The organism is Geodermatophilus sp. SYSU D00758 (genome assembly GCF_054049955.1).
The window spans coordinates 18,736-44,322 of the sequence record NZ_JBJGYK010000024.1; the positions used below are offsets into that span (position 1 = coordinate 18,736).

26 protein-coding genes, 1 tRNA gene and 1 other RNA gene are annotated in these 25,587 nt (G+C 74.4%); 13 read left to right on the top strand and 15 right to left on the bottom strand.

Annotation, left to right across the window (positions count from 1 at the left end; all coding sequences use genetic code 11):
- Positions 1-17: 17 nt before the first annotated feature.
- The 3 genes from ACI8AC_RS17155 to ACI8AC_RS17165 all read right to left on the bottom strand — a co-directional run bounded on the left by ACI8AC_RS17155 (position 18) and on the right by ACI8AC_RS17165 (position 3,268).
- The gene (locus tag ACI8AC_RS17155) at positions 18-1,202 is read right to left on the bottom strand and encodes a hypothetical protein (RefSeq protein ID WP_456899036.1); all 1,185 of its coding nucleotides are present in this window, start codon (positions 1,200-1,202) and stop codon (positions 18-20) included.
- Between the two features lie 8 nt (positions 1,203-1,210).
- Positions 1,211-2,968 carry a hypothetical protein gene (locus tag ACI8AC_RS17160; RefSeq protein ID WP_456899037.1) on the bottom strand — a complete coding sequence of 586 codons (1,758 nt, stop codon included), beginning with the start codon at positions 2,966-2,968 and terminating at the stop codon, positions 1,211-1,213.
- Between the two features lie 66 nt (positions 2,969-3,034).
- The gene (locus ACI8AC_RS17165; RefSeq protein ID WP_456899038.1) at positions 3,035-3,268 is read right to left on the bottom strand and encodes a hypothetical protein; all 234 of its coding nucleotides are present in this window, start codon (positions 3,266-3,268) and stop codon (positions 3,035-3,037) included.
- A 976-nt stretch (positions 3,269-4,244) separates the two neighbouring features.
- On the opposite strand from ACI8AC_RS17165, the gene ACI8AC_RS17170 reads away from it, so the two are divergent.
- Positions 4,245-4,874, top strand: a complete 630-nt coding sequence (locus tag ACI8AC_RS17170) for a TetR/AcrR family transcriptional regulator (RefSeq protein ID WP_456899039.1) — start codon at positions 4,245-4,247, stop codon at positions 4,872-4,874.
- A gap of 126 nt (positions 4,875-5,000) precedes the next feature.
- Positions 5,001-5,747 carry a maleylpyruvate isomerase family mycothiol-dependent enzyme gene (locus tag ACI8AC_RS17175; protein ID WP_456899040.1) on the top strand — a complete coding sequence of 249 codons (747 nt, stop codon included), beginning with the start codon at positions 5,001-5,003 and terminating at the stop codon, positions 5,745-5,747.
- Positions 5,748-5,826: 79 nt separating this feature from the next.
- Here ACI8AC_RS17175 and rnpB read toward each other — a convergent pair.
- The 3 genes from rnpB to ACI8AC_RS17190 form a co-directional block, all read right to left on the bottom strand.
- Positions 5,827-6,238: RNase P RNA component class A (gene rnpB / locus ACI8AC_RS17180), an RNA gene on the bottom strand.
- Between the two features lie 37 nt (positions 6,239-6,275).
- Positions 6,276-6,995 (bottom strand): PIG-L deacetylase family protein, encoded by a 720-nt coding sequence (locus ACI8AC_RS17185; RefSeq protein ID WP_456899041.1) that lies wholly within the window; start codon positions 6,993-6,995, stop codon positions 6,276-6,278.
- Between the two features lie 42 nt (positions 6,996-7,037).
- On the bottom strand, positions 7,038-7,604 hold the full coding sequence (locus tag ACI8AC_RS17190) for a nucleotidyltransferase family protein (protein WP_456899042.1): 567 nt from the start codon (positions 7,602-7,604) through the stop codon (positions 7,038-7,040).
- Positions 7,605-7,637: 33 nt separating this feature from the next.
- On the opposite strand from ACI8AC_RS17190, the gene ACI8AC_RS17195 reads away from it, so the two are divergent.
- Positions 7,638-8,117 carry a nucleoside deaminase gene (locus ACI8AC_RS17195; protein ID WP_456899043.1) on the top strand — a complete coding sequence of 160 codons (480 nt, stop codon included), beginning with the start codon at positions 7,638-7,640 and terminating at the stop codon, positions 8,115-8,117.
- 104 nt (positions 8,118-8,221) lie between these two features.
- Here ACI8AC_RS17195 and ACI8AC_RS17200 read toward each other — a convergent pair whose 3' ends face one another.
- Both ACI8AC_RS17200 and ACI8AC_RS17205 read right to left on the bottom strand, forming a co-directional pair.
- Positions 8,222-8,926, bottom strand: a complete 705-nt coding sequence (locus ACI8AC_RS17200; protein ID WP_456899044.1) for an alpha/beta fold hydrolase — start codon at positions 8,924-8,926, stop codon at positions 8,222-8,224.
- Between the two features lie 2 nt (positions 8,927-8,928).
- Complete coding sequence (locus tag ACI8AC_RS17205) at positions 8,929-9,288, bottom strand: DoxX family protein (RefSeq protein WP_456899045.1); 360 nt, start codon at positions 9,286-9,288, stop codon at positions 8,929-8,931.
- 24 nt (positions 9,289-9,312) lie between these two features.
- On the opposite strand from ACI8AC_RS17205, the gene ACI8AC_RS17210 reads away from it, so the two are divergent.
- The 5 genes from ACI8AC_RS17210 to ACI8AC_RS17230 all read left to right on the top strand — a co-directional run bounded on the left by ACI8AC_RS17210 (position 9,313) and on the right by ACI8AC_RS17230 (position 13,421).
- Positions 9,313-10,068, top strand: a complete 756-nt coding sequence (locus tag ACI8AC_RS17210) for a sulfite exporter TauE/SafE family protein (protein ID WP_456899046.1) — start codon at positions 9,313-9,315, stop codon at positions 10,066-10,068.
- Positions 10,069-10,178: 110 nt separating this feature from the next.
- Positions 10,179-10,394: a hypothetical protein gene (locus ACI8AC_RS17215; protein WP_456899047.1), complete on the top strand. Its 216-nt coding sequence runs from the start codon at positions 10,179-10,181 to the stop codon at positions 10,392-10,394.
- Between the two features lie 738 nt (positions 10,395-11,132).
- The gene (locus ACI8AC_RS17220; protein ID WP_456899048.1) at positions 11,133-11,504 is read left to right on the top strand and encodes a group I truncated hemoglobin; all 372 of its coding nucleotides are present in this window, start codon (positions 11,133-11,135) and stop codon (positions 11,502-11,504) included.
- A 40-nt stretch (positions 11,505-11,544) separates the two neighbouring features.
- Entirely contained in the window at positions 11,545-12,684 is a 1,140-nt protein-coding gene (locus tag ACI8AC_RS17225) for a globin domain-containing protein (protein WP_456899049.1), read from the top strand.
- On the top strand, positions 12,681-13,421 hold the full coding sequence (locus tag ACI8AC_RS17230; RefSeq protein WP_456899050.1) for a DivIVA domain-containing protein: 741 nt from the start codon (positions 12,681-12,683) through the stop codon (positions 13,419-13,421). Before ACI8AC_RS17225 ends, ACI8AC_RS17230 begins: the two co-directional genes overlap by 4 nt.
- 52 nt (positions 13,422-13,473) lie before the next feature.
- Here ACI8AC_RS17230 and nadA read toward each other — a convergent pair whose 3' ends face one another.
- The 4 genes from nadA to ACI8AC_RS17250 all read right to left on the bottom strand — a co-directional run bounded on the left by nadA (position 13,474) and on the right by ACI8AC_RS17250 (position 17,340).
- Complete coding sequence (gene nadA, locus ACI8AC_RS17235) at positions 13,474-14,505, bottom strand: quinolinate synthase NadA (protein WP_456899051.1); 1,032 nt, start codon at positions 14,503-14,505, stop codon at positions 13,474-13,476.
- Between the two features lie 121 nt (positions 14,506-14,626).
- Positions 14,627-15,721 (bottom strand): bifunctional RNase H/acid phosphatase, encoded by a 1,095-nt coding sequence (locus ACI8AC_RS17240; RefSeq protein WP_456899052.1) that lies wholly within the window; start codon positions 15,719-15,721, stop codon positions 14,627-14,629.
- Positions 15,718-16,458, bottom strand: a complete 741-nt coding sequence (locus ACI8AC_RS17245) for a zinc ribbon domain-containing protein (protein ID WP_456899053.1) — start codon at positions 16,456-16,458, stop codon at positions 15,718-15,720. Before ACI8AC_RS17245 ends, ACI8AC_RS17240 begins: the two co-directional genes overlap by 4 nt.
- A gap of 9 nt (positions 16,459-16,467) precedes the next feature.
- A complete protein-coding gene (locus tag ACI8AC_RS17250; RefSeq protein ID WP_456899054.1) occupies positions 16,468-17,340 on the bottom strand; it encodes a Nif3-like dinuclear metal center hexameric protein in 873 nt (290 codons plus the stop codon).
- A 186-nt stretch (positions 17,341-17,526) separates the two neighbouring features.
- Between ACI8AC_RS17250 and ACI8AC_RS17255 the strand changes: the two genes are divergently transcribed.
- From ACI8AC_RS17255 to ACI8AC_RS17270, 4 genes are all read left to right on the top strand, one after another.
- A complete protein-coding gene (locus tag ACI8AC_RS17255; protein WP_456899055.1) occupies positions 17,527-19,482 on the top strand; it encodes an FUSC family protein in 1,956 nt (651 codons plus the stop codon).
- Positions 19,483-19,515: 33 nt separating this feature from the next.
- Positions 19,516-20,433 (top strand): alpha/beta fold hydrolase, encoded by a 918-nt coding sequence (locus tag ACI8AC_RS17260; RefSeq protein ID WP_456899056.1) that lies wholly within the window; start codon positions 19,516-19,518, stop codon positions 20,431-20,433.
- Between the two features lie 115 nt (positions 20,434-20,548).
- Entirely contained in the window at positions 20,549-21,949 is a 1,401-nt protein-coding gene (locus tag ACI8AC_RS17265) for a WS/DGAT/MGAT family O-acyltransferase (protein WP_456899057.1), read from the top strand.
- 37 nt (positions 21,950-21,986) lie between these two features.
- Entirely contained in the window at positions 21,987-22,991 is a 1,005-nt protein-coding gene (locus ACI8AC_RS17270) for an NAD-dependent epimerase/dehydratase family protein (RefSeq protein ID WP_456899058.1), read from the top strand.
- Between the two features lie 7 nt (positions 22,992-22,998).
- Here the strand turns inward: ACI8AC_RS17270 and ACI8AC_RS17275 are convergent, their stop codons facing one another.
- Positions 22,999-23,913: an alpha/beta fold hydrolase gene (locus ACI8AC_RS17275; RefSeq protein ID WP_456899059.1), complete on the bottom strand. Its 915-nt coding sequence runs from the start codon at positions 23,911-23,913 to the stop codon at positions 22,999-23,001.
- Between the two features lie 173 nt (positions 23,914-24,086).
- Here ACI8AC_RS17275 and ACI8AC_RS17280 point away from each other — a divergent pair, with 173 nt between their 5' ends.
- Positions 24,087-24,878 (top strand): lipase family alpha/beta hydrolase, encoded by a 792-nt coding sequence (locus ACI8AC_RS17280; protein WP_456899060.1) that lies wholly within the window; start codon positions 24,087-24,089, stop codon positions 24,876-24,878.
- Between the two features lie 86 nt (positions 24,879-24,964).
- Here ACI8AC_RS17280 and ACI8AC_RS17285 read toward each other — a convergent pair.
- A tRNA-Val gene (locus ACI8AC_RS17285) sits at positions 24,965-25,036 on the bottom strand.
- An 89-nt stretch (positions 25,037-25,125) separates the two neighbouring features.
- Entirely contained in the window at positions 25,126-25,587 is a 462-nt protein-coding gene (locus ACI8AC_RS17290; RefSeq protein WP_456899061.1) for a peroxiredoxin, read from the bottom strand.

Here is a 25,587-nt window from a genome sequence, read left to right on the forward strand (position 1 = left end):
AGACGCGGCTCCTCCACTCAGGTGGCTGATGGAGGAAGGGAGGCGAGTTCCGTGGAGGCAGGTCGCACGGCCTTCTCCACGTCGGCGGAGAGCGCAGCGAAGTACGCGCGCAGGTACGTCGACCTGGCCAGGCGGCCTTGATCGGGCATGGGGGCCCACCCTTGTCGGGTCGCCCAATCGCGGATCGAGGGCGAGAACCGGTTGAGCCAGTAATCGACGAGCTCGACGCGCACCCCTTTGAGGGGCTCGTCGTTGTCCGCGCCCAGCGCGGGGTGGCCCGGTCCCGCCCGTCCACGAAAGCCGGGCGTCGCCTGGTGGAACCCATGCAGCCGTGACCAGATGAGAGCCTCGAAATCCAGAGCGCACCGACGCCGGAGCGCTCCCAGTGACACCGCCTGCCCGTCATGATCCAGCCGCTCCACCTGCGTGGCCTCGACCAGCGCGGCCAGGTCCTTGATCGACGCTCTCGCGCGGGCGAAGGAGCGGAAGCGAGCCGACCGCACCGCGATCCCCAGCCGCGTCATCTGCGCGTATTCCTGTGCAGCGGCCAGGACGACGAACCCCGGCGAGTCGCTGAAGGACAGCGGATCGTTCGATCGAGGTCGCCCGGACTGCCGCGCTTGATTGGCCGTTTGAGCGAGCCCTTGCGCCACGTCCAGAGGTTCGACGACCCTGATCAGCTCCTGGATCGCGGAGTGATAGAGCTGCAGGGATTCTCTGGACGCTCGCCCGCCCATGCCTGCCGCGCCGCCCTCGAGAACGCTGTCGAACGTCAATCGCCCCCGCCCCGGCTCGATCAGGGTGGGCAGCGACAGTGATCGCGCCCGCTCTGCCAGCGCTACGAGCTCGTGGCCCGACGGCGACTTGGGGATGCGGAGCCACACCGCGTTGGAACGCACGAGCGGCGTGAAGACTCGCGTCGTGATCGACCTCAGTGCGGCGCCGACGAAGTTGGACTCGAGGAGGAAAGTGATGCCGAGTCCGAGCCAGAAGTCCCATCCCGACAACTCGGCGGGCTGTTCGAGCAGTGAGATCCGGACGTCCTGCACCTGTTCCCCGGCAAGGGTCGCACCATCCAGATAGCACTCCACCTGGGCCAACTGAACCGCGGAGCACTCGTCGATGTGTCGACAAACCTCTTCGGCGTACGAGTCGACCTGCACCTGGCTGATCGAGGCGCGTACGCCGGTGGGCGTGGGCATCGCGGATCCTAGGTGACCGGCGTCGGCTCAAAAGGATCGAGATCGTTTGCCGCCAACAGCTTCTTGCGGCGCTCGACCTCCTGATCGTCGAGTTCGTTCGCCTTCCTCACCCTGCGCAGCTCCTCCAAGCCGGTCATGGTTCGGACGTAGTGGCTGGACTCGTCGTGATCGGTGCAGGAAGTGCATCGACCGCGGAGCGCGTCGACGTAGACGCCATTGGTGTTGAGCTGTTCCGTCTGACCTTTTCCATTCCCATACGTGGCCCGGGTTCGGTCGGCTATCTGCGCCACGCTGGTGAGGTAGCCCGCATAGACGTCGGCAACCACCTGCAGCAGGTCGGACGGGTTCTGGCCGAAGAGATACCGCACGACCACGACGAGCCCCTCTGCCAGCAACCTGGCCGCATTCCCGGCGTCGGCGTCGAATGACGCACGTAGCCGCAGCGCCCAGCCGCTGACCCGCCTCGACAGGTCACGGTCGACTTCGAAGTACTGCGTGAGGAACACCGCAGGAGAGTTCCAGCCCTCGATGAGGTGGACCGGGATCTCGACCTCCGTCGGGCGGAAATCCAACCTTTCGGCCCGTCGCACCTCTTGGGGACCGTAGAACCTTGGAAAGACTGAAGGGAGAAGCAGCATCGGACGGTTGTCCATGACTCGGAGCTGAATGTCGTAGAGCTTCAGAACCTGGAAGAAGTTGTACGTGACCGTTTGACATGGATTGGGGTTTCGCAGGCGTCGTGTCGTGGTTGCCTCGCTGCCCGATTCCGACGTCATCGAGATCTTGACGGCGCGCCGGCTGGACAGATCCGTCGTCGCGCGGGTCGTCGCCTCACGCAACGTTCTGCCCGACTGCTCGGCACGCTCGCTCGAATTCCCGTAGGCGGAAGCCGCGACGGAGGCCGACGCCATCGGGAAACTGACACTCGCCGAGGCGGACACCGACCAGCCGCTGTCCGAAGCCACGGCATTCGTGCATGTGCGCTCATCCGTGTTCTTCTGCTCGACCGAATACTGGTTGCGCTTCGCCTCGTCCGACTCCTGACTGATCTCCTGCCGGGTGCGCTGGAACGAGCTGATCTCGATCGTGATCTCTTCACCGGGAAGCAGGGAGGTGCTCGATGCGAGCTCACCCAGGGTGAATCCCTCGTGCCGCCACTCCTGCTGGTACTCCAACTTCTGACCGAAGATCCACGGCCGTGCCGCTTGCGGAATGACCAGATCAAGAAGCACGAGCGGCTGATCGTATCGGCGCGAGGCGACAGATCGACGGCCGCGCAGCGCAAGGTCGTCAACGTCGAACAGGGACGTGCAAGTCGGATCCGTCGAGACACCTGGGAGCGGTTCGGATTCGTTGAGCTGCGCTGGCGGCGGCTCGGGCACCTCCTTGGCGTTCAGCTCGGCCTCGGCATCGCGAATCGCCGTCAGGGCCTCCGTCAGGCCGGCGGTCCAGGTGTCGAGCACTATGCCGCTCTGCTCGATCACGGAATCTGCGAGACGATGGAACACGCCCTCTGCAGCGTTGGTTCGGTAGTCCTCCAGATCGGCCTGCGTGGGAAGGCTTTCCCGTCCGACTTGCTCGACGTAGTACTCATCAACCAGCAACGCTCCCGGGTCTGGTCCGGGATCTGTATTGGCTGGGGGCTTCGGCTCCTCCTGCGGTGCCGGAGGAGCGTCCTCCTCGATGTCCTTGCGCTCGCGGTTCGACTGCCGCCGCTTCTCGCTGATCGAGATCCATTGACCTGTGGTTTCGTCGATGGCACCCATCGGGTGACCTCCTGAACGGTGCGGGTCTGCGGGTATGTTTCTGTGCCATACCGGCGGCCCGTCCGATCATGGCAGATATGCCGATCGGACGGCGTCACCCCAATAGCTCGACAACAGCGAGACCAGTCCGGAGATCAGGATTCCGGCCAGCGTATAGACCGCAAACTTGTGGTTCTTGCCCGCACTGGCCGCCCGATCTGCCCGGTCGTGCGCCGCGACGTGCGCCCTGTAAAGGACGATGCCGAGTCCAATCACGATAAACCCCAGGATGAAAAGGCCGATCAGGGCGTCGGTCGTCATGGTTTCCCTGCCTCAGGTCGAGTCGTTCGTTGGGGCTGTGTGTACTGGCAGGTCGCCCGCAGTGCTCCTGAACCGCTCCAGCGGGCGTTCAGCGCTTCCCCTCTCCGGGAGGTCGGACAGTTCCTGGAAGCTCTCCTGTTGCAGTCGAGTGGCCGGCCGGCCGCCGGTCCGAGCCGTCCCGCCCTCGAGATGCCGGGGATGGCGACGACCACGAACCCCCGTGGGCACGGTCTCCGTGTCGGGCGCCGGTCGCGCGGGGAGGGACGGCCGACGACAGGTGGCGCTCCGGTTCACGCGTAGTGACATTCGGATCGGCAGCGGGCGTGCCGAGCGACGAAGGGCATCGTGCGCGGCAGCGATCTGTCGCCCGCCGCCGTGGCACGTCCGCCCCGCAGCCCGAAGCCGGATCCCGGCTGGAGGGAATGACTTCCCCTGGGGGGAGGCACGGCGCGGGGGCTTCGCGATCTGGATCCCCACGCGTCCGTCGACGAGGGCCATGCGGCAGATTCGGGGCGTCGTGAACGGTGCACCGAGGGTCGGGGCGCCGCACCGCACCGGGTCCAGGGCTCACCCGCGGCACGGGACGTTGCCAGCGTCCCGCGTTCGGCGGGTGCAGTGGGGCGCCACGCACCGCTGCGATCCCCTTCCGGCGCGCGCGAGCGCGACCGGCAGCGCGGGAGGGCCAGGTGGCGTTGCGAACTGCGGTGCAGTCCCGGTCCGGTGCGGGAGCGGCGGCCGCCGGGCTCCGCAGAACCGCGGTGATCGCCGGCGTCCTGACTTCGGTGACCTGGGGCAAGCGGGTCATGGTCGTGCTCCCGGCTCGACATCCCTCCGCCCGGGCGGCAGCCCGATCAGGGACTCGCTAAGGCTACGGCCCTTAGCTAGAGCTGTCAAGAGTGGCGAATGCTAGGGTAGCGGCGGAGGTGGAGAGCCATTGGGAGGTGCCGAAGGGTCCCGCGGCGAGGACGCCGGCCGCTTGCCGGACCGGCGCGCACGCAGACGCCGGGAGACCATCGACGAGATTCTCGAGCTGGCAGTCGACATCATGGCCGAGCAGGGCGTCACCGGCGTGACCATGGCGGAGGTTGCGCGCCGACTGGGTGTGCAACCGCCCTCGCTGTACAAGTACTTCCCCTCCCTGATGAGCCTGTACGACACCCTCTTCCAACGGGGGCATGCCGAGCACCGGGACGCGGTCAAGGCGGCCATGGATGCCGCTCCACCAGGCATGGCGACGGTGATCGCAGCCGCGGAGGCCACCGGACACTGGGCGGTGGCCCATCCGATGCTCACGCAGTTGATGTTCTGGCGGCCAGTCCCCGGATTTACGCCCTCCGCGGAGGCCATGGCACCCAGTGTCGAGATGGTGCAGCTCTACGCGTCAGCCCTTGCCTGCGCCGTCGAAGCCGGGGAGTTGGGCGCGGAAGCCGCCGGCTCCGAGGGCGTCGCGATGCTCTCGACCATGATCGCCGGCGTGATGAGTCAGCACCTGGCCAATGAACCCGAGATGGGCTGGGGCGAGGGCATGTTCGTCCCACTGCTGCCCCGACTGGTACGGCTCCTCCCCCACGCCTACCCACCCCGTCCCAAGCGCCGGACGAAGTGATGCATCCCCCCGCGCGGGCACGCGGGACACCTCCCACCACAGGCACCGGGGGTGGGAGCGTGGCGCATGCCCAACACGTCTGTCCGTCGCGCGCGGGGCATCCCGCGGACCTCGTCAGACTGCGCGGTGGGGCTCCTCGCCACCGAGGCCACGCTGATGGGCTCCCTGCTCGAGAGCCTTCCCGTCGAGCGATGGACGTCGCCAACCGCCAGTGCGGGATGGACGGTGCACGACGTGGCCGCTCACGTCGTCGGCCAGCTGGAGGAACTCGCACGGCCCTGGGTCACGTGGCGGAGAATCCACCGTGCCCGGCGGATCCATCCCGGCCTCGGCACCCTCGATGGCCACAACCAATGCCAAGTCGATGAACGTCGCCATCTGCGACCTGGCGCATTGGTCGACCTGCTGGCTCTGCACGCCGCTCGCGCGGTCCGCGTGGTCCGCGCGGTGCCCGGGCCGCTCCGGCAACTGCGGCTGAGCCTGTTGTTCCCTGAGGCGCGGAGCCTGCCCGATGACCGGATCGACTACCTGCTGCGAATACTTGCCGTGCGGGACCTCTGGATGCATCGTCTGGAGATCGCGGACGCAACAGGGATGCCGCTCGCCATCGATCAACACGACCGGCTCATCGTCGAGCAGGTCATCGCGGACGTCGGGACCTCCTGGACCGGGGCAGCACTTCACCTGACGCTGACGGGTCCCGCGGGCGGCTCCTGGCTCATCGGCTGCACCACACCGCGCGCCACACTCACGGTCGACGCGGTCGCGCTCATGCGCCATCTCTCCGGCCGCCGAGGCCGCATCCTCGATGCGCAGATCGACGGGGAAGAGGCCGAAGCCGACAGGATGCTGTCCATGACGGTCACCTTCTAGGAACCGGTCCGGGCACGCAGCTGCTCGGGTGGGTGAAGGCGTCCGGTGGCCGCGCCGAAAGCAGGCCAGCGGCGAGCGACGGACGAGTCGGCCTGTACGCCGGGTTCTGTCCCCGGGGGCCTCGCGGCACCCCGGTGGGCGGCCATCCATCTAGGCCTGCCGTTGCCGGCAGGCTCGAGCGGTCCACCCGCAGGCTCGGGCGGGCAGCCCTCGAACGCCTGCGCAGGACGACGTCGCCGCCGTCCCTCTCGACCTTGCTCCGGGTGGGGTTTACCGAGCCACACCGGTCACCCGGTGTGCGGTGGTCTCTTACACCGCCGTTTCACCCTTACCAGCCGTGCTGCCGGAGCAGCACCGCTGGCGGTCTGTTCTCTGTGGCACTGTCCCGCGGGTCACCCCGGGTCGCCGTTAACGACCACCCTGCCCTGTGGAGCCCGGACGTTCCTCGGCGGCGGGGTCTCCCCCGCCGACGCGACCGCCCGGCCGACTCGTCCGTCGTGCCGCCCAGTCTAGAGGGCCCCTCCCGGCTCAGCCCCAGAAGAGGCGGAAGCCGACCCGCCGCCGCCCGTCCTCGGTCATCGTGGACATGTCGACGACCTGCCGGGCCTGCTCCTCGACGGGGGCGTCGGACAGCAGCTCCAGGTACCGGCGGTGCTCGGACAGCGAGGCGACCGCCTGCTCGGCCGCCGCGCCGACGTCCACCTCGTGCGGCGGGTCCACCAGTTCCCCGACCGCGATGTACTGCACGCCCGTCCACGGCGGCTCGGTCAGCTCCGGGAAGATCCACTCGTTCGCGGCGTCGGCCACCGCGTCGATCACGCACTGCCCCAGCGCGCGGTGGTCGGCCGAGTTCGCGTGGGCCGGGGAGACGCCCGGCGGGGTCCACGTCGGGCCGAAGTAGCCGGTGACGACCAGCTCCGGCCGGTGCCGGCGGACGGCCCCGGCGAGGTCCCGCCGCAGCTCCGGCCCGGCGACCAGCACGCCGTCTCGGTGGTCGAGGAACTCCACCTCGGTCACGCCGACCACGGCGGCCGACCGGCGCTCCTCGTCCTCGCGCAGCGGCCCGGCCTGCTCCGGCGGGACGCCGGCCATCCCCGCCTCCCCCCGCGTCGCCAGCAGGTAGTGGACCTCCTTGCCGGCCGCGGTCCACACGGCGACGGCCGCCGCGATCCCGTACTCGATGTCGTCGGGGTGCGCGGCCACGACGAGGGCGCGCTGCCAGTCGTCGGGCATCGGTGCAGGTGGCATGGCGGCAGTCTGCTCCCGGGGGACGACGGTCGGCGACCGGTGTCAGCCCGGCCAGGGCTCCACGACCAAAGTCGGCCACTCCCCGGCCCACCGCCGCGCCTTGCTCTCGTACACCTGCCGCGGCGCGAGCACCGGGTTGGGCCGCACCCGCCGGGCGAACACGTCGGCCAGGCCGTGCGGCGCATACAGCTCGGGCACACCGGCGGCGCTGGTCAACGCCAGGCAGCAGGTGGTGCTGGCGAAGTGGTCGACGGCGTCCCGGCTGCTGGTGAAGGGCCGGGCCGGGACGCCGAAGCGGGCCTCGTACCAGAGGTGGACGCGGGCCTCGTTGCGCACCTCGACGACGGCGTCCAGATCGGCGAACAGCGCCGCCGCCGCACGGATGACCCGGTCCTCGGCCGCCCAGGAGGTGTCCGCGGCGTCGAAGTAGAACAGGTCGTAGTCGGCGACCCCCGCGCCCGGCGGCCGCCCGTCGAGGGCGTTCCACACGGCCTGGGCCAGCGCGCCGCCGGCCAGCCACCAGTCCGGCAGCCCCAGCCGCGGCGCGCGGCCGAGCACCGCGGCCACCACCGGGTCGGCCAGCACGACGGCCAGGAAGTCCTCCTCCACGCGTGCCATCCTCCGTCGGGCCAGGATGGCCGCGTGGTCGATGACACGGACCTGACCCACCTGCGCCGCTGCGTGGCGCTCGCCCGCGCCGCGCTCGACGCCGGGGACGAGCCCTTCGGCTCCGTGCTGGTCGCCGCCGACGGCACCGCGCTGGTCGAGGACACCAACCACGTGGCCGGCGGCGACGCCACCCGGCACCCCGAGCTCGCCATCGCCCGCTGGGCGGCGGAGCACCTGACCCCGGCCGAGCGGGCCGCCGCGACCGTCTACACCAGCGGGGAGCACTGCCCGATGTGCGCCGCCGCGCACGGCTGGGTGGGGCTGGGCCGCATCGTGTACGTCGCCTCGGCGGCGCAGCTGGACGGGTGGCTGGCCGAGCTCGGCGTCCCGCCGGCGCCGGTGCGCCCGCTGCCCGTGCAGGACGTGGCCCCGGGGGTTCCCGTCGAGGGCCCGGTCCCCGGCCTGGACGAGGAGGTCCGCGGCCTGCACCGCCGGTACCACCGGGGCGGCTGATCCGGCGGGGCCGGGTCGTTGCCGCGCGCCCGGCCCGGCGGACGCGGGCCGGGCGCGGTCGACACCGGGCTCGGCGACGGGCTCGGCGGGTTCCTGCCGTGCCGCTACCGGGCGGCGACCGCCAGGAGGACCTCCGCGAGCTCCCGCGGCGCGCTGATCATCGGGTCGTGGCCGGTGGCCAGCTCCACGACCTCCCACCCCGAGCCGGCGCGCACCCGCGCCCGCGAGGGGTCGATGGTCGGCAGCGGCGGGCTGGTGCAGTCGACGTAGGTGCGGGGGCGCGCCGCCCAGCGGGCGGCGTCGAAGTGCAGCGGGTCGTCGTACACCCCGCCGGGCTGCGGGGTCTGGCGCCGCTCCACCCACGCCGCGTCGTCCCCGCCCAGGCCGTACACCGACACCGGTGGCGGCGGGATCGCGCCGGAGCGGGCGATGTCGGCCCGCCGGGCCGCGGCCGCCGCCGGCGGGTTGAGCGACGACCACGCCTCCCCGGGCTCCGGGACGACGGCGTCGACGTACACCAGCGGGCCGACGGCGTCCCCCAGGACGTCGGCCGCCCCGGTGACCACCACCCCGGCGTAGCTGTGCCCGACCAGCACCGCCCCTCGGCACTCGGCCGCCCGCACCGCCGTGACGACGTCGGCCACGTGCGTGCCCAGCGTGATGCCGGGGGCCATCTGGTGCGCCCGCTCGCCCACGCCGGTGAGCGGGACGGTCAGCGCCGTGTGCCCGGCCGCCCACAGGGCCGGCAGCACCCGCCGCCAGCACCAGGCCCCGTGCCAGGCGCCGGCGACCAGGACGACGTCGGCCACGGTCAGCGCCCCCGCGCGACGCGCAGGGCGATCCCGACCAGCGGGGCCTGCAGGGGCAGCCGGAGGGTCGCCAGCGCCAGCGGCAGCGGCCGCCGCGGCACGACCCGGAACGTGTGCAGGTGGGCAGGGACGAACACCACCAGCAGCGCGGCCGCGGCCCGGCCACCGGCCCGGCGGGTCGCGGGCACCGCCATGAGCCCGGCGGTGAGGATCTCGGCGACGCCGGAGGCGAGCACCCAGGCCCGCCGGTCGCCCAGCTCCGGGGGGACGAGCCACTCGTAGGTGCGCGGGCGGACCAGGTGCAGCACGCCGGACCCGCCCAGCGCGCCGGCCAGCGCCTTCGCCGGCAGCGGGAGACCCATGGCCCCACCGTAGGCTCGGCGGCCGTGTCCGCCCTCGACCTGGTCGTCGCCGCGGGGGTGGCCCTGCTCGCCGGTGCGGTCAACTCGATCGCCGGCGGCGGCTCGCTGATCCTGTTCCCCACGCTGGTGGGGCTCGGCCTGGGCACCGTGGCCGCGAACGTGACCAACTCGATCGCCCAGTGGCCCGGCTACCTCGGGGGCGTGGCCGGGTTCCGGCGCGAGTACCGCGGGCAGCGGGCCCGGCTGCTCCGCCTCGGGGCGGTGGCCCTCGCCGGCGGGACGGCGGGCAGCGTCCTGCTGCTCACCACGCCCACCGAGGCCTTCGACGTGGTCGTGCCCGTGCTGGTGCTGCTGGCCAGCGCCCTGATCGCGATCCAACCCCTGCTGACCCGCCGGCTGCGCGGGGAGCAGGAGTCGCGGCCCCGGCCCGATCCCGCCTGGCTGTACGTGGCCCTCTTCCTGGCCACCGTCTACGGCGGCTACTTCGGGGGTGCGCTCGGCGTCATCCTGGTCGGCGTGCTCGGCCTCGGCCTGCACCGCATCAAGCTCGCCAACGCGCTGAAGTCGGCGCTGTCGGCGGTCACCGCCACCGTCACCCTGGTCGTCTTCGGCCTCTTCGGCCCGGTCGACTGGGCGGTCGTCGCCGTCGCCGCGCCCGCCAGCCTGATCGGCGGCTTCCTCGGCGCGCGGATCGCCACCCGCATCCCGGCCGACCCGCTGCGCATCGGCATCGTCGTGTTCGGGGTCGCCGTCTCCGCCTACCTGTTCACGCGCATCTGAGGTGTGACGGGCGGAACGGCGCGGGGCGCGCGGGGCGGGCGGGGCGGTGCTCCGGGGGACACGCGCCCTCGCGCCCGCGGCCCCGTCGGAGGGCTGCCTACCGTCCCCCCATGGCACACAACCGACCCTCCCCGGTCGCCGGTGACACCCCCACCGGACGGATCCGCCGGCTGCACCTCATCGCCGCCGCCCGCGTCGAGGCCGTGCGCCCGGCGTCCGAGCAGCAGGTGACCGACATCGTCCGCGTCACCGTCGACGACGAGGTCGACACCCGCACCTTCAAGGCGATCGTCGCCGACCTGCACCGCGACACCGGGCGGCCCTGAGCTCGCCGACGGGCCACGCCGCCCGTTGCCGAGCGGGAGACCCGCACCGGGCAGGCCCTCGCCGCCCCGGGGAGGGAGGGCCGACCATTTCGTGAGGCTCGGCCCTCCCTTTCCCGCGGCGCCCGGTAATGGTGCCCGAGACCCGACGGGACCGAGTCACGATCGACGATTCTCCTGCCACCCCCGGCCCCCCGGGCACGGCGCGAATTGCACGCTCAGCTGCGCGTCCGTCGTGAGCCGGTCGGGGGGATAACGCACATCCCGGGCGGGTCCACGGGTCGGCCTGGATGCCCTGCGTTCGCCGTTCCGCTCTCGGCAGGGAAATGGCGCCACGAGCGCGTGGCACCCCTTCCAACGGGACGGTGAAGGGCCACCGGTCGCCCCGCGCAGGCGGCCGGTGGCCCCTGCCGGTCCCCGTATCCCGCCTTCCCACCGCTCCGTCCGGCCGGTCGGGAACCCCGCGGGCCGCTGGTGCCCTCCGGGGTGATGGCTCCTGCCTGACGCGATCGTCAGCGGTGTGATCATCCGGTTCGGGGTCGCACGGCCCGGTGACGGCCGGCCGTGATCGACGAGCGGACGACATGTCGACGTTCTGTCAGGAATCCGTCGCACCTCGGTGCAAAACGCCCGCGCCTGGCCGAGGGAAGCCATTCCCGACCACCCGCCGAAGGCGAACACCTTGCGCACGGCGGCCGATGACAACGTACGTTGCGCCGGCATCCGAGCAGAGGAGACCCCATGTCGATCTACGAACGACTCGGACGGGAACACGGCATCCGCACCGCGGTCGACGACTTCTACCGGCGCGTCCTCGCCGACCCCCGGCTGGAGCCGTACTTCGAGGGGATCGACATGGACCGGCTCCGGGTGCACCAGACGCAGCTGCTGTCCCAGGTCACCGGCGGTCCCGCCGCGTACGGCGGCCGCGACCTCGCCGCGGCCCACCGGCGGCGCGGCATCACGTCGGAGGACTTCGACCGCGTGGTCGACCACCTGACGTCGACGCTCACCGACCTGGGCGTGGACGACCCGACCGTCACCGAGGTCAGCACCGCACTGGCCGCGCACAGGGAGGCCATCGTCGCCCCGACCGGCGCCGCCGCCCGCTGATCCGGGGCTCCGGACGGCCACCCGCCCAGAGGAGGAACGCGTGGACATCCCCGCGATGCGGGCCAGCTTCGGGAAGGCGGCTGCTGCCGGCGACGAGGCTCCCCTGTACTTCTACTCCCACCTCTTCCTGAGCCACCCCGAGACCCGGCAGATGTTCCCCGTCTCGATGGCGCACCAGCGCGACCGGCTGTTCGAGGCGCTGGGGACCGTGATGGCGCAGGTCGACGACCTCGACTCCCTGGTGCCCGTCCTCGAGCAGCTGGGCCGCGATCACCGGAAGTTCGGCGCCCTCCCCGCTCACTACCCGGCGGTCGGCGCGAGCCTGCTGGCCACCCTGGAGCACTTCGACGACGAGTGGGACGCCGAGCTCGCCGCGAGCTGGGCCGCCGCCTACGAGCTGGTCGCCGAGGTCATGATCGGAGCGGCCGAGGCCGCCTCCGAACAGCCGGCCTGGTGGGAGGCCGAGGTCGTCTCCCACGAGCGCCGCACCGTCGACGTCGCGGTGCTCCGGCTGCGGCCGCAGCAGCCGCTGGACTACCTGCCCGGTCAGTCGATCTCCGTGGAGACGGAGCTGCGGCCGCGGCTGTGGCGGTACTACTCGCCGGCCACCGCCCCGCGACCCGACGGCACCCTGGAACTCCACGTCAAGGCCCGGGCCGGGGGCCCGGTCAGCTCGGCGCTGGTGCGCCGCGTCGGCGTCGGTGACGTCCTGCGCCTCGGCCCCCCGGTGGGTGGCCTGGTGCTGGACGCCGGCTCCGACCGCGACCTGCTGCTGGTGGCCGGCGGGACGGGACTGGCGCCCGTGAAGGCACTGGTCGACCAGGTCGCCCGCCACGGGCCGGCCCGGCGGGTCGACCTGTTCGTCGGTGCGCGGACCGAGGACGCGTTCCACGACCGCGCCGACCTGAGACGGCTGGAGCAGGAACACCACTGGCTGACGGTGACGCTCGCCGTGTCCGAGGACAAGGGCGCGGACCTCGAGCACGGGACCGTGGACGACGTGGTGCTCCGCCAGGGGCCGTGGACGAGCCGGGACGCCTACGTGGCCGGGGGCGCCGGGATGGTCGACGACACGGTCGCCCGGCTCGTCGGTCACGGGCTGCCGAGGGAACGCATCCGCACAGAGGTATTCGCCCCCAGCCGGCCGGGGCCCAGTGTTGACGGGAAGGTGACCGAATGACGACCGACGCCTCCGGGCCCCCGAACGGCGGACGACGCCTGACGCCGGCCGACGTGCACGGCGTGCGGTTCTCGCGGGCGACCGTGATGCGCCCCGGGTACAGCCACGCCGAGGTGGACTACTTCCTGGCCCGGTTGGCCGAGGAACTGGCCCGCTTGACCGCCGAGAAGGCGGAGCTGCGCGACCGGGTGCACGCCCTCGAGGCCCAGCTCGACGGCGTGACCGCGCAGGAAGCGCCCAGCGACCAGGCGGTACGGATCCTCTCGGTCGCCCAGCAGACGGCGGACAACTACGTCGCGGAGGCCGAGGAGTTCAGCCGCCAGATCACCACCGAGGCCCGGGAGCAGTACGAGGAGCAGCTCCGGCAAGCCCGGGAGAACGCCGCCGCGATCATCCAGGCGGCACAGGAGGCGGCCGCCTCGCTGGCCGTGGGGAGGGGGAACGGCGGCGTGCAGCGCACCGCCGAGGAGTTGCAGGAGCAGGTGGCCTACCTCCGGGCGTTCGGACAGGCCTGCCGCGTGCAGCTCAGGTCCTACCTCGAGGCGCTGCTGAGCGACGTCGAGACCGAGTGGGGCCGCGCCGATCCGGCCGTCCTGCCCGACGCGCCGCTCCGGACCCCGGCCCAGCGGTGGCCCCGCGAGGCCACCGAGGGAGCCGAACTGGACGCCGTGGGGAACGGGCTGCAGCGCGACGGCGCGGACGCCGACCGGATGGTGGTCGCCGCCCCGTCGCGGTGATGGCCGGGCCGGCCTGCGAGGCGCACGGGGCAGAGGGGGCGGAGGGGTCCTCCTACTCGCCCCCGCGGCCCGGCTCCCCGATCGCGATCATCGCCTCGACGGCCCGGCGGGCCCGCGCCGCGGTCCCCGGGTCGACGTCGACGGCCCCCTCACCGGTGCGCAGGGTGTGCATCAGCTTGGCCGGGGTGATCATCTTCATGTAGCGGCAGGCCGCCCGCTCGTTCATCGGGATGAACGCCGTGCCGCTGTTGAGCGCCCGGAGCTGGTGCAGGATGCCCACCTCGGTGGCGACCAGCACCTGGCCGGCCGACGTCCGAGCCGCCTCCTCCACCATGCCGCCGGTCGACAGCACCCGGGTGCGGTCGGCGGGCAGGTCGCCGTGGCTGACCAGGTCGAGCACCGAGGTGGTGCAGCCGCACTCGGGGTGCACGAGGATCTCGGCGTCGGGGTGCGCGGCGACCTGGGCCCGCACGTCGGCGGGGCTGATCCCGGCGTGCACGTGGCACTCCCCGGCCCAGACGTGGATGTTCTCGCGCCCGGTGACCCGCTTGACGTGCGCGCCGAGGAACTGGTCGGGGCAGAACAGGATCTCGCGGTCCTCGGGGATCGACCGGATGACGTCGGCGGCGTTGGACGACGTGCAGCAGATGTCGGTCTCGGCCTTCACCGCGGCGGTGGTGTTCACGTAGCTGACGACGACGGCGCCCGGGTGCTCGGCCTTCCACTCGCGCAGCTGCTCGGCGGTGATCGAGTCGGCCAGCGAGCACCCGGCGGCGTGGTCGGGCAGCAGCACGGTCTTGTCCGGCGAGAGGATCTTCGCCGTCTCGGCCATGAAGTGGACGCCGCAGAAGACGATCTCGCGGGCGTCGGTCTGGGCGGCGACCCGGGAGAGGTGCAGCGAGTCCCCGGTGAAGTGGGCGACGTCCTGGATCTCGGGGACCTGGTAGTTGTGCGCGAGGACGACGGCACCGCGCTCGTCGGCGAGCCGGCGCACCTCGGCCGCCCAGCTGTCGAACTCGGCGGCAGAGAGGGTGCGCTCGTCGCCGACGACGGCGGACGTGGCGGGCGCGATGGTCGAGGTCACTCGGTCTCCAGGGTTCGGGCGGTCGGCCTCATGATCCCCTCCCCCGCCGACCGGGCGCGGACGAGGGGCACCTGGTGCAACGCCGGGTGCCCCCGCCCGCTTCCCCCCGGGGCGGCACCCGTCAGCGCAGGTGCGCGGTGTCGTTGACCAGGCGGACGGCGGAGCGCCCGTCGGAGGACCACGCGACGGTGCACAGCGAGGCGGCCTCGAGGAACACCCGGTGCACCACCTCGGGCCCGACCCCGAGGCCGGCGGCGAGCAGCAGCTTGATCGGGGTGACGTGGCTGACCACGAGCACCGTGCGCCCGGCGTGCTGCCGCAGCAGCCGCTCGCGGGCGCGCTGCACCCGGGCGGCGACGTCGGCGACCGACTCCCCGCCGGGTGCGGGCACCGTGACGTCGCCGGCGAAGCGACGGGCGGCCAGCGGGTGCCGGGTGCGGGCCTCCTCGGCGGTCAGCCCTTCCAGGTCGCCGAAGTCCAGCTCCACCAGGTCGTCGTCGAGCTGCACGGGCAGGCCCAGCGCGGCCGCCACCACCTCGGCGGTCTCCCGGGTGCGGCGCAGCGGCGAGGCCACCACCACCTCGATGCCGAGCTCCTCGGCCCGCTTGGCCGCGGCCTCGGCCTCGGCCCGGCCGGTGGCCGACAGCGGCAGGTCGTTGCGGCCGCTGTAACGGCGCTCGGGGGTGTGCTCGGTGCGCCCGTGCCGCAGCAGGTGCAGGACGGTGGTGACCGCCGGGGCGGGCTCGGCGACCGGCTGGACGTCGTCCTCCACGGTGCTCGGCTCGGCCGCGGCGTCCCGGTGCACCGGCCGGCCGTCCATGGCGCTGTTGGCCAGCGCGTCGGCGGCGGCGTTCTGCGCCCGCGGCACCCAGGTGTAGCGGACGCCGCCGAGCTGCCGGGCCAGCGCGCGGGCCTGCAGCGCGAGCTTCTGCATGTCCGGGTGCTTGACCTTCCAGCGCCCGGACATCTGCTCGACGACCAGCTTGGAGTCCATCCGGACCTCGACCTCAGCCTGAGGGTCGAGGTCGAGCGCGGCCTGCAGCCCGGCGACCAGGCCGCCGTACTCGGCGACGTTGTTGGTGGCCCGGCCCACCGAGGCCGCCCGCTCGGCCAGCACCCGGCCGGTGTCGGCGTCCCGGACCAGGGCGCCGTAACCGGCCGGGCCGGGGTTGCCCCGCGACCCGCCGTCGGCCTCCACGACGAACCGGCGGCTCACAGCCCGCTCTCCGCCGTCCGGACCAGGATCCGGCCGCAGTTGTCGCAGCGCAGCACCTCGTGCGGGTCGGCGTTGCGGACGGCGGCCAGCTCCTTGCCGAACAGCTCGATCCGGCAGCCCTGGCACTGGCGGGCCTTCAGCACCGCCGCCCCGGTGCCCCCGGTCTGGGTGCGGATCCGCTCGTAGAGGGCCAGCAGGTCGGGCGGGATCGTCGCCGCGGCGTCGGCGCGGGCCTGCTCGTGCCGGGCGGTGCCGTCGGCGATGTCGGCGAGGGCGTCGTCGCGCCGCTGCTCGGCGCGCTCGAGCTCGGCGCGGGCCGCCTCCCGGCCCTCCTGCACCTCGGCCAGCGCCTTCTCCGCCGCCTCCAGCTGCTCCATGAGCTCGAGCTCGGTGTCCTCGAGGTCGGACTGCCGGCGCGCCAGCGACTGCAGCTCGTGCTGCAGGTCGGTCATCTGCTTGGCCGACACGCTCCCGGAGTCCAGCAGGCCCTGGTCGCGCCGGGCGCGGGCGCGGACCGTCTCCACGTCCGCCTCCAGCCGGGCGACCTCCCGCTGCAGGTCGCGGACCCCGGTCTCGGCCCGCACCGCCGCGTCGGCCAGCTCCCGCTCCGCGGCGGTGGCCGCCTCGACGGCCGCCAGCTCCGGCAGGGTGCGCCGGCGGTGGGCCAGCTGGGCGAGCGCCACGTCCTCGGCGGCGAGGGCCAGGAGCTTCTGCTGGTCGAAGTGGTCGGCCTTCACCCGTCCAACCTACCGGGGCGCCGCCCCGGCCCCGGCCCTCCCGGCGGCGACGCGGCCGGGTCCGCCCGGGGACCCGGCACGCCAGGTCCAGGGATCGGTGCGCCGGTGGGACACCGCGACCTCCACGCGCCCGCCGAGGTCGCGGCGGAGCACCTCGGCCGCGACCGGCAACCACGGCCACTCGGAGGCGAAGTGCGCCACGTCGCACAGGGCGGGCGAGGCCGACTCGAGCGCCTCGGAGACCGGGTGGTGCCGCAGGTCGCTGGTGAGCAGGACGTCGGCGCCCGCGGCCGCGGCGGCCGGCAGCAGCGAGCCCCCGCTCCCGCCGCAGACCGCGACCGTCTCCACCCGACGCTCCGGGTCGCCGGCCGCCCGCACGCCGCCCACCGTGGCCGGCAGCGCCGCGGCCACCAGGTCGGCGAACCCCCGGAGCGTGGTCGGCGCGGGCAGCCGGCCCACCCGGCCCAGGCCGGCGCGGGGGTCGGCCGGGTGCGGCTGCAGCGGGACGGCGTCGCGCAGGCCCAGCGCCGCGGCCAGCGCCCCGTTCACCCCGTGCTCGGCGGCCCGGTCGGCGTTGGTGTGCGCGACGAACAGACCCGCCCCCGCCCGGACCAGCCGGTGCACCAGCCGCCCCTTGGGGTCGTCGGCGGGGACGCCGTGCACGGGCGTGAGCAGCAGCGGGTGGTGGGTGACCAGCAGCTGCGCGCCGGTGGTGACCACTTCGTCGACCACGGTCGCGACCGGGTCGACGGCGAGCAGCACGCGGGTCACCGGCTCGGCGGGGTCGCCGCAGACCAGCCCGACGGCGTCCCACTCCTCGGCCAGCGCCGGGTCGTAGCGGGCCTCGAGCGCGGCGACGACCTCGCCCAGGGTCACGGCCATCCCGCGACCCTAGAGGGCGCCCGGGGGCGCGGCGTCGTCGTCCCGAGCCCCGCACAGCTCCCCTCCGGTCGTGATCACGGGCTCCCGGCACGCGGCACGGGGCCGACACGCCGCCTTCGTCGGCCAGAACCCCGTGATCACGGCAGGCGGGGACCCGGGCCCCGTGGGGTGGGAGGCTCGGCAGCCGTGGCGGAGCGGGGGGTGCGGGCACCGGCGTGGCTGGAGGAGCTGCTGCGCACCCGCACGCCGCCGGTGCCCTGGGGCGACGTGGCCCGCTTCGCCGTCACCGTGCCGGCGCCGCTGGCGGTCGCGGCCGTCGCCGGCGGGGGCTTCTCCGCCGGCCCGGCGCTGGGTGCGGGGGTGTTCGCCACGACCGGCGCGCTCGCCGGCAGCCTGGCGCCGCAGGGCGGGCCGCTGCGGGACCGGCTGCGGCGCACCGCCGCGGCCACGGTCGCCGGGGGCGCCGGCCTGGTGGTCGGCCGGTTCGCCGCGGGCGAGGGCCTCGGGCCGGTGCTCGTGGTGGCGCTGGTGGCCGCGGTCGCCGCCGTCCTCAGCGGGGTCAACGCCGCCTTGTCGCTCGGGGCGCTGCAGCTGCTGGTGTACACGGCGCTGGCCTCCGGGCTGGTCACCCCGCTGCCGCCCGCCGCCGAGGTCGCGTTCTTCCTGGCCGGCGCGGGCTGGGCGGCCCTGACCACGCTCGTGCAGTACCGCACCGAGTCCGCCGACCCCGACCGGACGGCGGCCGCGGCGGTGTTCACCGCGATCGGCCGGCTGCTGGCCGCCGTCGGCACGGCGGGCACCGGGGACGCCCGGCGGGGGCTCACCGAGGCGCTCAACGCCGCTTACGACCGGGTCATCCGCAGCCGCTCCCGCAGCCCCGGCCGCAGCCGGGAGCTCTCCGAGCTGGCGGGGGTGCTCAACGCCGCCGCCCCGCTTGTCGAGGGGGCGGTCGCCGCGGCGCGCGCGGGGGTCCCGGCCGACCCGCACGACATCACCGCCGCGCACGCGCTGGCCGCGGCGGTCGCGGGCACCCGGGAGCTGCCGGCGGGCCGCCCCCCGGCCCTGGAGTCCGGGGAGCCCACCCGCCGCGCGGTGCGCCACGGGCTGCGCCTGGTGTGGAACGTCGTGGGCGACCCCGAGGAACGGGCGGGCGCCGCGGTCCGGCCGCCGCGCGAGGACCTCCGGACCAGGGCGCGCGACCTCCTCGACAGCACCCTCGGCAGCCGGGACACCCGCGCCTTCGCCGTGCGGCTGGTGCTCTGCATGACGATCGCCGAGGTCGCCCGCCAGGTCCTGCCGATCGAGCGGGCGTACTGGGTGCTGCTCACCGTGGCCATCGTGCTCAAGCCCGACTTCGGCTCGGTGTTCACCCGCGCGGTCCAGCGCGGGGCGGGCACGCTGCTCGGGGTGCTGATCGGCACGCTGCTGCTCGCCGCCCTGCCCCGCGACGGGTGGGTGCTGGTCGCCATGGCGGTGGCAGCCGGGCTCATGCCCTGGGGCCGCAGCGCCAACTTCGGGTTGTTCTCGGTGTTCCAGACCCCGGTGATCATCCTGCTGCTCGACCTCGCGCTGCCCGGCGGTCCGGGCCTGGTGGGCGCCCGGCTGCTGGACACCCTCATCGGCTGCGCGATCGTCCTGGTCTTCGGCTACCTGCTGTGGCCGCAGACCTGGCGGGCCCCGCTGGACGACGCGCTGCGCTCCGCCGCGCTGGCCCTCGACGCCTTCGTCGAGGCGGCGTTCACCGGCAGTGCCACCGAGCGCCGCCGGGCCCGGCGGCGCAGCTACCGGGCGCTCACCGAGCTGCACACCCAGCTGCAGCGCCGGCTGGCCGAGCCGCCGCCGGTCAGCACCCGGGCGGCGGCCTTCTGGCCGGTCGTCGTCCAGCTGGAGCGGACGTCGGACGCCGTCACCGAGGCGGTCATCGCCGTCCGGCACGGCGACCCGGCGCCGGACCCCGCCCAGGTCGCGGTGCTGCGCAAGGCGATCCGCCAGCTGGCGGAGGACGTGCGGGCGCACCGGGCCCCCGACGACGCGGAGATCCTCGCCGAGGGCGTCCTCGCCCCGGTCGCCCGCGAGGTCGACACCGCCCGCCGGCTGGTCGGCGACGCCGCGCCGGGGCGGGCGCGCCCCGGCGAGGGCTGAGCGGGCCGGCCCGGCGGCGGTGAGGATGGGCCCGTGCGCACGACGACGGTCCGGACCGACGACGGGATCGACCTGCACGTGGAGGTGGAGGACGCCGACCGGCCCGGCGCGCCGACCGTCGTCCTCAGCCACGGCTTCACCGCCCGCCTGGCCGAGTGGGACCTGCAGCGGGAGACCCTGCGGGGCCGCGCCCGGCTGGTGCTGTGGGACCAGCGGGGCCACGGCCGGTCCGGGTGGACGCCGCTGACCGCGGCCACCATCGACCGCACCGGCCGCGACCTCGGCGCGGTGCTCGACGCGGTCGTCCCCGAGGGCCCGGTGGTGCTGGCCGGGCACTCGATGGGCGGGATGAGCGTGCTGGCCCTGGCCCGGCAGCGGCCGGAGCTGTTCGGCGACCGGGTGGTGGGGGTCTTCCTCCTGGCCACCTCCGCCGGCGGCCTGGCCACCACGGGGCCGGTCGCCTGGGGCCTGGCGGTGCTGCGCCGGCTGCGGCTGCTGGGCCTCTACCTGCGGCTGGTGCAGGCGCTGGCCCCGCTGCTGGAGCGGTTCCGCCGGCGCGGGACCCGGCTGGGCCGCTGGGTCACCCGGCGCCTGCTCTTCGGCCGGGACGCCGACCCCGCCTCGGTGCGCCGGGTGCAGGACCTGCTGGAGGAGACCCCCTACCCGGTCACCGTGGCCTTCTGGGCGACGTTCCTCCGGCACGACGAGAGCGCGGCCCTCCCCGTGCTCGGCCGGGTGCCGGTGACCGTCGTGGCCGCCACGCACGACCGGCTGACCCCGCTCGCGCACGGGCTGCGGCTGGCGGAGGAGATCGGGCCCTCGGCCCGGGCCGTCGTGGTGGAGGGCGCCGGGCACGCCGTGAACCTCACCCGCCGGGCTGAGGTGGACGACGCGCTGCTGGAACTGCTGGACCGCGCCGCAGCAGGCTGGGAGCGGCGCCGGGCCGGCTGACCGGGCTCCGGTGGACGTGACCGTCGCCACGTGGTCGGGTAGGGCCCTCGCCGGGTCAGGACGACCCGGGCCCACCAGACCCACGACGAGGAGCGAGGGACCGACCGTGGACCGCATGAGCCCGACCGACGCCGGCTTCTACTTCGCCGAGAGCGAGAACACCCCGCTGCACGTGGGGTCGGTGGCGGTGTTCGAGGGCCCGGCGCCGTCCTACGGGGACGTCGTCCGCCTGCTGCTGGCCAAGCTGCCGCTGGTGCCCCGCTACCGGCAGCGGGTGCGCACCGTCCCGCTGGGGCTGGGCCGGCCGCTGTGGGTGGACGACCCGCACTTCCAGATCCTCTACCACGTGCGGCACACCGCCGTCCCCAGCCCCGGCGGCGAGGAGCAGCTGCGCAACCTCGCCGGCCGCGTGCTGGGCCAGCGGCTGGACCTCGCCAAGCCGCTGTGGGAGCTGTGGCTGGTCGAGGGCCTGGAGGACGACCGCTGGGCGCTGATCTCCAAGGTCCACCACTGCATGGTCGACGGCATCGCCGGCACCGACCTGATGCAGGTCATGTTCGACCTCTCGCCCGACGTCTCCCACCCCGAGCCGCAGGACTGGACGCCGCAGCGCAGCCCGTCGTCGGCCGAGGTCGTCGCGGGCGCGGTGGCCGACACCGTCACCCACCCGCTGCGCCGGCTGACCCGCGTGCCCGGCGCCCGCGACCTGGCCCGCACCGCCCGCGGCGCGCTGGCCACCGGCCGGTCGGTCGCCGGGGGGATGCCCACGCTGGCGCGGCAGGCGACCACACCGGTCGCCCGCTCGCTCAACGGCCCGATCGGCCCGCACCGCCGGTGGTCCTGGGCCGACGCCGAGCTCGGGGAGTTCAAGGCCGCCCGGGCCGCGCTGGGCGGGAGCTTCAACGACGTGGTGCTCGCCGCGATCACCCGCGGCTTCCGCGACCTGCTGGAGCGGCGGGGGTCGCTGCGGGACGGGCTGGTGGTCCGCTCGATGGTGCCGGTGTCGGTGCGGCAGGCCGACGAGCGCAACAACCTCGACAACCGGGTGACCGCCGTCTTCGTGGACCTGCCCGTGGGCGAGCGCGACCCGCTGGCCCGGCTGGCGTCGATCCGCGAGCAGATGGACGCGCACAAGCGGCTGCTCAAGGCCGTCGACGCCCGCTCGATCATCGCGATGGGCGACTTCGTGGCGCCCACCCTGCTCTCCCTCGGGGTGCGGGCGGCGATGGCGGCCGGGCAGATGTGGTGCCAGGCGGTGACCACGAACGTGCCCGGACCGCGCGTGCCGCTGTACTTCCTCGGCCGGCGGATGTGCTCGGCGCACGCCTACGTGCCGATCGCCGGCGGCACCCGGGTGTCGATCGGGATCTTCTCCTACCTGGACTCGGTGACCTTCGGGGTGAACGCCGACTTCGACGCCTTCCCCGACGTCGACGTGCTCTCCTCCGGCATCCGCCGCGGGGTCGACGAGCTGCTGGCCGCGGCCCGGTCGGGGCAGCAGGCGGCCGGGACGTGACCGGTTGGCCGGCCGGGCACCCGGGTAGGCGGTGCCGGTGGCTGCCGATCAAGCGCTGACCGTCGCCGTCACCGGGCCGACCGGGACCTTCGGCGAGGGCCTGGTGCCCCTGCTGCAGGCCGACGACCGCGTCGCCCGCGTCGTCGGGATCGCCCGCCGGCCGTTCGACCCGGCCGCGCGGGGCTGGACGAAGATGGAGTACCGGCGCGGCGACGTCCGCGACCCCGCGGCGCTGCGGGCGGCGCTGGAGGGCGCCGACGTCGTCGTCCACCTGGCCTTCCTCATCACCGGGAACGCGCCGCGCGCCACCGTCCGGGCGGTCAACGTCGACGGCACGCTGGCGACCTTCCGGGCCGCCGCGGACGCCGGCGCCCGGCGCTTCGTCTACGCCTCCTCCGTCGCCGCCTACGGCTTCCACCGCGACAACCCGCAGCCGATCCGCGAGGACTGGCCGGTGCGCCCGGCCGACCGGCTGTTCTACGCCCGGGAGAAGGCCGAGCTCGAGCACCTGCTGGAGGCGGAGTCGGCCGCCGCCCCCGGCCTGGACCTCTACCTGCTGCGGCCGCCCGTGGTGCTCGGCCCGCACGCGGTCGGCGCCAAGGACGTGCTGCCCGGCCCGCTGGCCCCGCTGGGCCGCCGGCTGCTGGGGCGCCCCCGGCGGCTGCCGCTGCCCCTGCCGGTGCTGGCCCCGGACCTCCCCCTGCAGTTCGTGCACGAGGACGACGTGGGCCAGGCGCTGCTGCTCTGCGTCCTGGGCGCCGGGCCGCCCGGGGCCTACAACATCGCCGGGGACGGCGTGCTCACCGGCGCCGACGTCGCCCGCGAGTTCGGCGCGCTGCCGCTGCCGGTGCCGGCCGGGCCGGTGCAGCTCGCGGCGCGCGCGGCCGCGCGGCTGCCGTTCCTGCCGCCGGTCGCCGAGTGGGTGGAGGCGGCCGGCGCCCCCGTCGTCATGGACACCGGCAAGGCGCGCGAGGAGCTCGGCTGGCGGCCCCGCTACAGCGGCCTGGAGGCGCTGCGGGCCACCCTGCGCCCCGAGGGCTGACGGCCGGTCAGCGCCGGGTCGCCGGCAGCCAGTCCAGGATCAGCTCCGCGACCCGCTCGGGCACCTGCAGCTGCGGCACGTGCCCGACGCCCCGCAGCTCCTCGTAGCGCCACGCCGGGTACCGGCGGGCCAGGTCGCGGGCGACGGAGACCGGCACGAGCCGGTCGCGGTCGCCGTGCAGCAGGAGCACGGGGACGTCGACGCCCGCCAGCGCCCGGCGCAGCAGCCGCGGGTCGGCCAGCAGGAGCAGCAGGGACCGGGTGGCGGTGAGGAACGCGCGGTCCATGCCCCCGACGTCCTGCCGCTGGTCCACCAGCGCCACCGAGCGGTCGAGGAGCTCAGGCGGTAGCCGGTCCGGGTCGACGCCGCACAGCCGCATCGTCTCCAGGACGGTGCCCCGCGCCCCCAGCTGCGCCCGCCGGCGGGCGATCCGGCGCTCCCCCACCCCCGGGACCGCGTAGAGGGCGAAGTTGGCGGCCACCCGCGGGTCCGGGCGCCCGCGCGGCCCGGGCAGCGCCGGGTCGACCAGCACCAGCCCGCTGACCTTCGCCGGCGAGCGCGCCGCCTCGAGCACCGAGATCATCCCGCCCATCGAGTTGCCGACCAGCACGGCCGGCGCCCCGGCGACCTCCCGGACGAACCGGTCGAGGACGGCCACGTTGTCCCGCACCCCGGTCATCCGGCGCCCGGGCTCGCTGAGGCCGAAGCCGGGCAGGTCGAGGGCGTGCACGCGGGCGTGCGGGGTCAGCAGGGGGGCCAGCAGGTCCCAGTTGAGGTGCGAGCCGCCGAGCCCGTGCACCAGGACGACGACCGGCCCGTCGTCCCGGCCGCCGTAGTCGACGTGGTGCACCGGCCCGCCGAGGTCCACCGTGCCGCTGGTCCCCCGAGTGCCGCCATCCCCGTGCGCCGTCCCGTCTGCCACGGAGGGCACCGTGCCACGGGGCCGGTGGGACGCGCGCGACGACGCCACGGTGACGTGTTCCGGATCACACTCACATTGCCGATAGATGACGAGAGGAGTCGACGGGGTGTCGAACAGGCACCCCCGTGGGTACCCGGCGGCCCGACGGCCGCCGGCCGGACGAGGAGGACGACGTGGATCTTGGTGACGGGCCGGCGCTCCCGCTCTACCTGAGCGAGCCGACACGGGCGGTGGCGGACTTCGGCCTGTACCTCGCGGCCCGCCCCCTGATCCCCCGGCTGCCTACCGGCGACGGGCACCCGGTGCTCGTCCTGCCGGGCCTGCTGGCCGACGACGGGTCGACCCACGCGCTGCGCTCGGTGCTGCGCCGGCTGGGCTACCGGGTGCACGGCTGGCGGCTGGGCCGCAACATCGGCCCGACCGCGGCCTGCGTCGAGGGCATGCGGGCCCGGGTCGACGACCTCGCCGACCGCTACGGCCGGCCGATCTCGCTGGTGGGCTGGAGCCTGGGCGGCATCTACGCCCGCGACCTGGCCCGCCGCACGCCGGACGCCGTCCGCCAGGTGATCACCCTCGGCAGCCCCTTCGGCATGACCCGGCACAGCCAGAGCCGCGCCTCCCGGGCCTTCGACCGCTTCGCGCACCTGCACGCCGAGCGCCGCTCGCTGCCCGTCGAGCCCGACGGCTGCCCGCTGCCGGTGCCGGCCACCTCGGTCTACAGCCACCTCGACGGCATCGTGCACTGGTCGACCTGCCTGAACACCCCCGGCGAACGCTGCGAGAACATCGCCGTCACGGCCAGCCACCTGGGCCTGGGGCACCACCCGGCGGCGCTGTACGCGGTGGCCGACCGGCTGGCCCAGCCCGAGGGCACCTGGCGGCCGTTCCGCGCGCCGCTCTGGCTGCGCCCCGCGTTCCCGAAGCCCGACGTCCCGCCGGCCGCGCGCCGGGCCGCCGCGGCCTGACCGGGGCCCGCGGCGGCGGGACCGGCCTGGGACCGGCCTGGGCGCGGCATGCGGCCGCGAGGAGGGCAGCGCGGCCGCGGGCAGGGTGGGCGCGGCAGGGATCGAACCTGCGACCGCTCGCTTGTAAGGCGAGAGCTCTCCCGCTGAGCTACGCGCCCCGCGCGCCCAGCCTAGGCGGCCGGGCACCGGGTCCGAGCGGAGTGCCAGGGACGCGTCCTCCGCGCCCTGGCACTCCGGCGGTCACCCCTCAGGCGGCGAGCTCGGCGACGGCGTCCTTCCAGCCGCTCTGCTCGCGGGCGTCACCGGGCCCGTTGACCTCGGCGAAGGCGATCCGGCCCTCGGCGTCGACCAGGAACGTGCCCCGCACCGCCATGCCGGCCTTCTCGTTGAAGACGCCGTAGGCCTGCGCGACGGTGCCGTGCGGCCAGAAGTCCGACAGCAGCGGGAAGTCGAAGCCCTGCTGCTCCCGCCAGGCCTTGAGGGCGAAGACCGGGTCGGTGCTGATCGCGAGCACCCGCACGCCGGCGCCGGTGTAGGTGGCCAGCTCGTCGCGCAGCTGGCACAGCTCGCCGGTGCAGATGCCGGAGAACGCGAAGGGGTAGAAGACCAGCAGGACGGGGGTCCCGCGCAGGTCGGCCAGGGAGACGACCTGCCGGTCCTGGTCGGGGAGGCTGAACTCGGGCGCGGCGTCGCCGACGGAGAGGGTCAT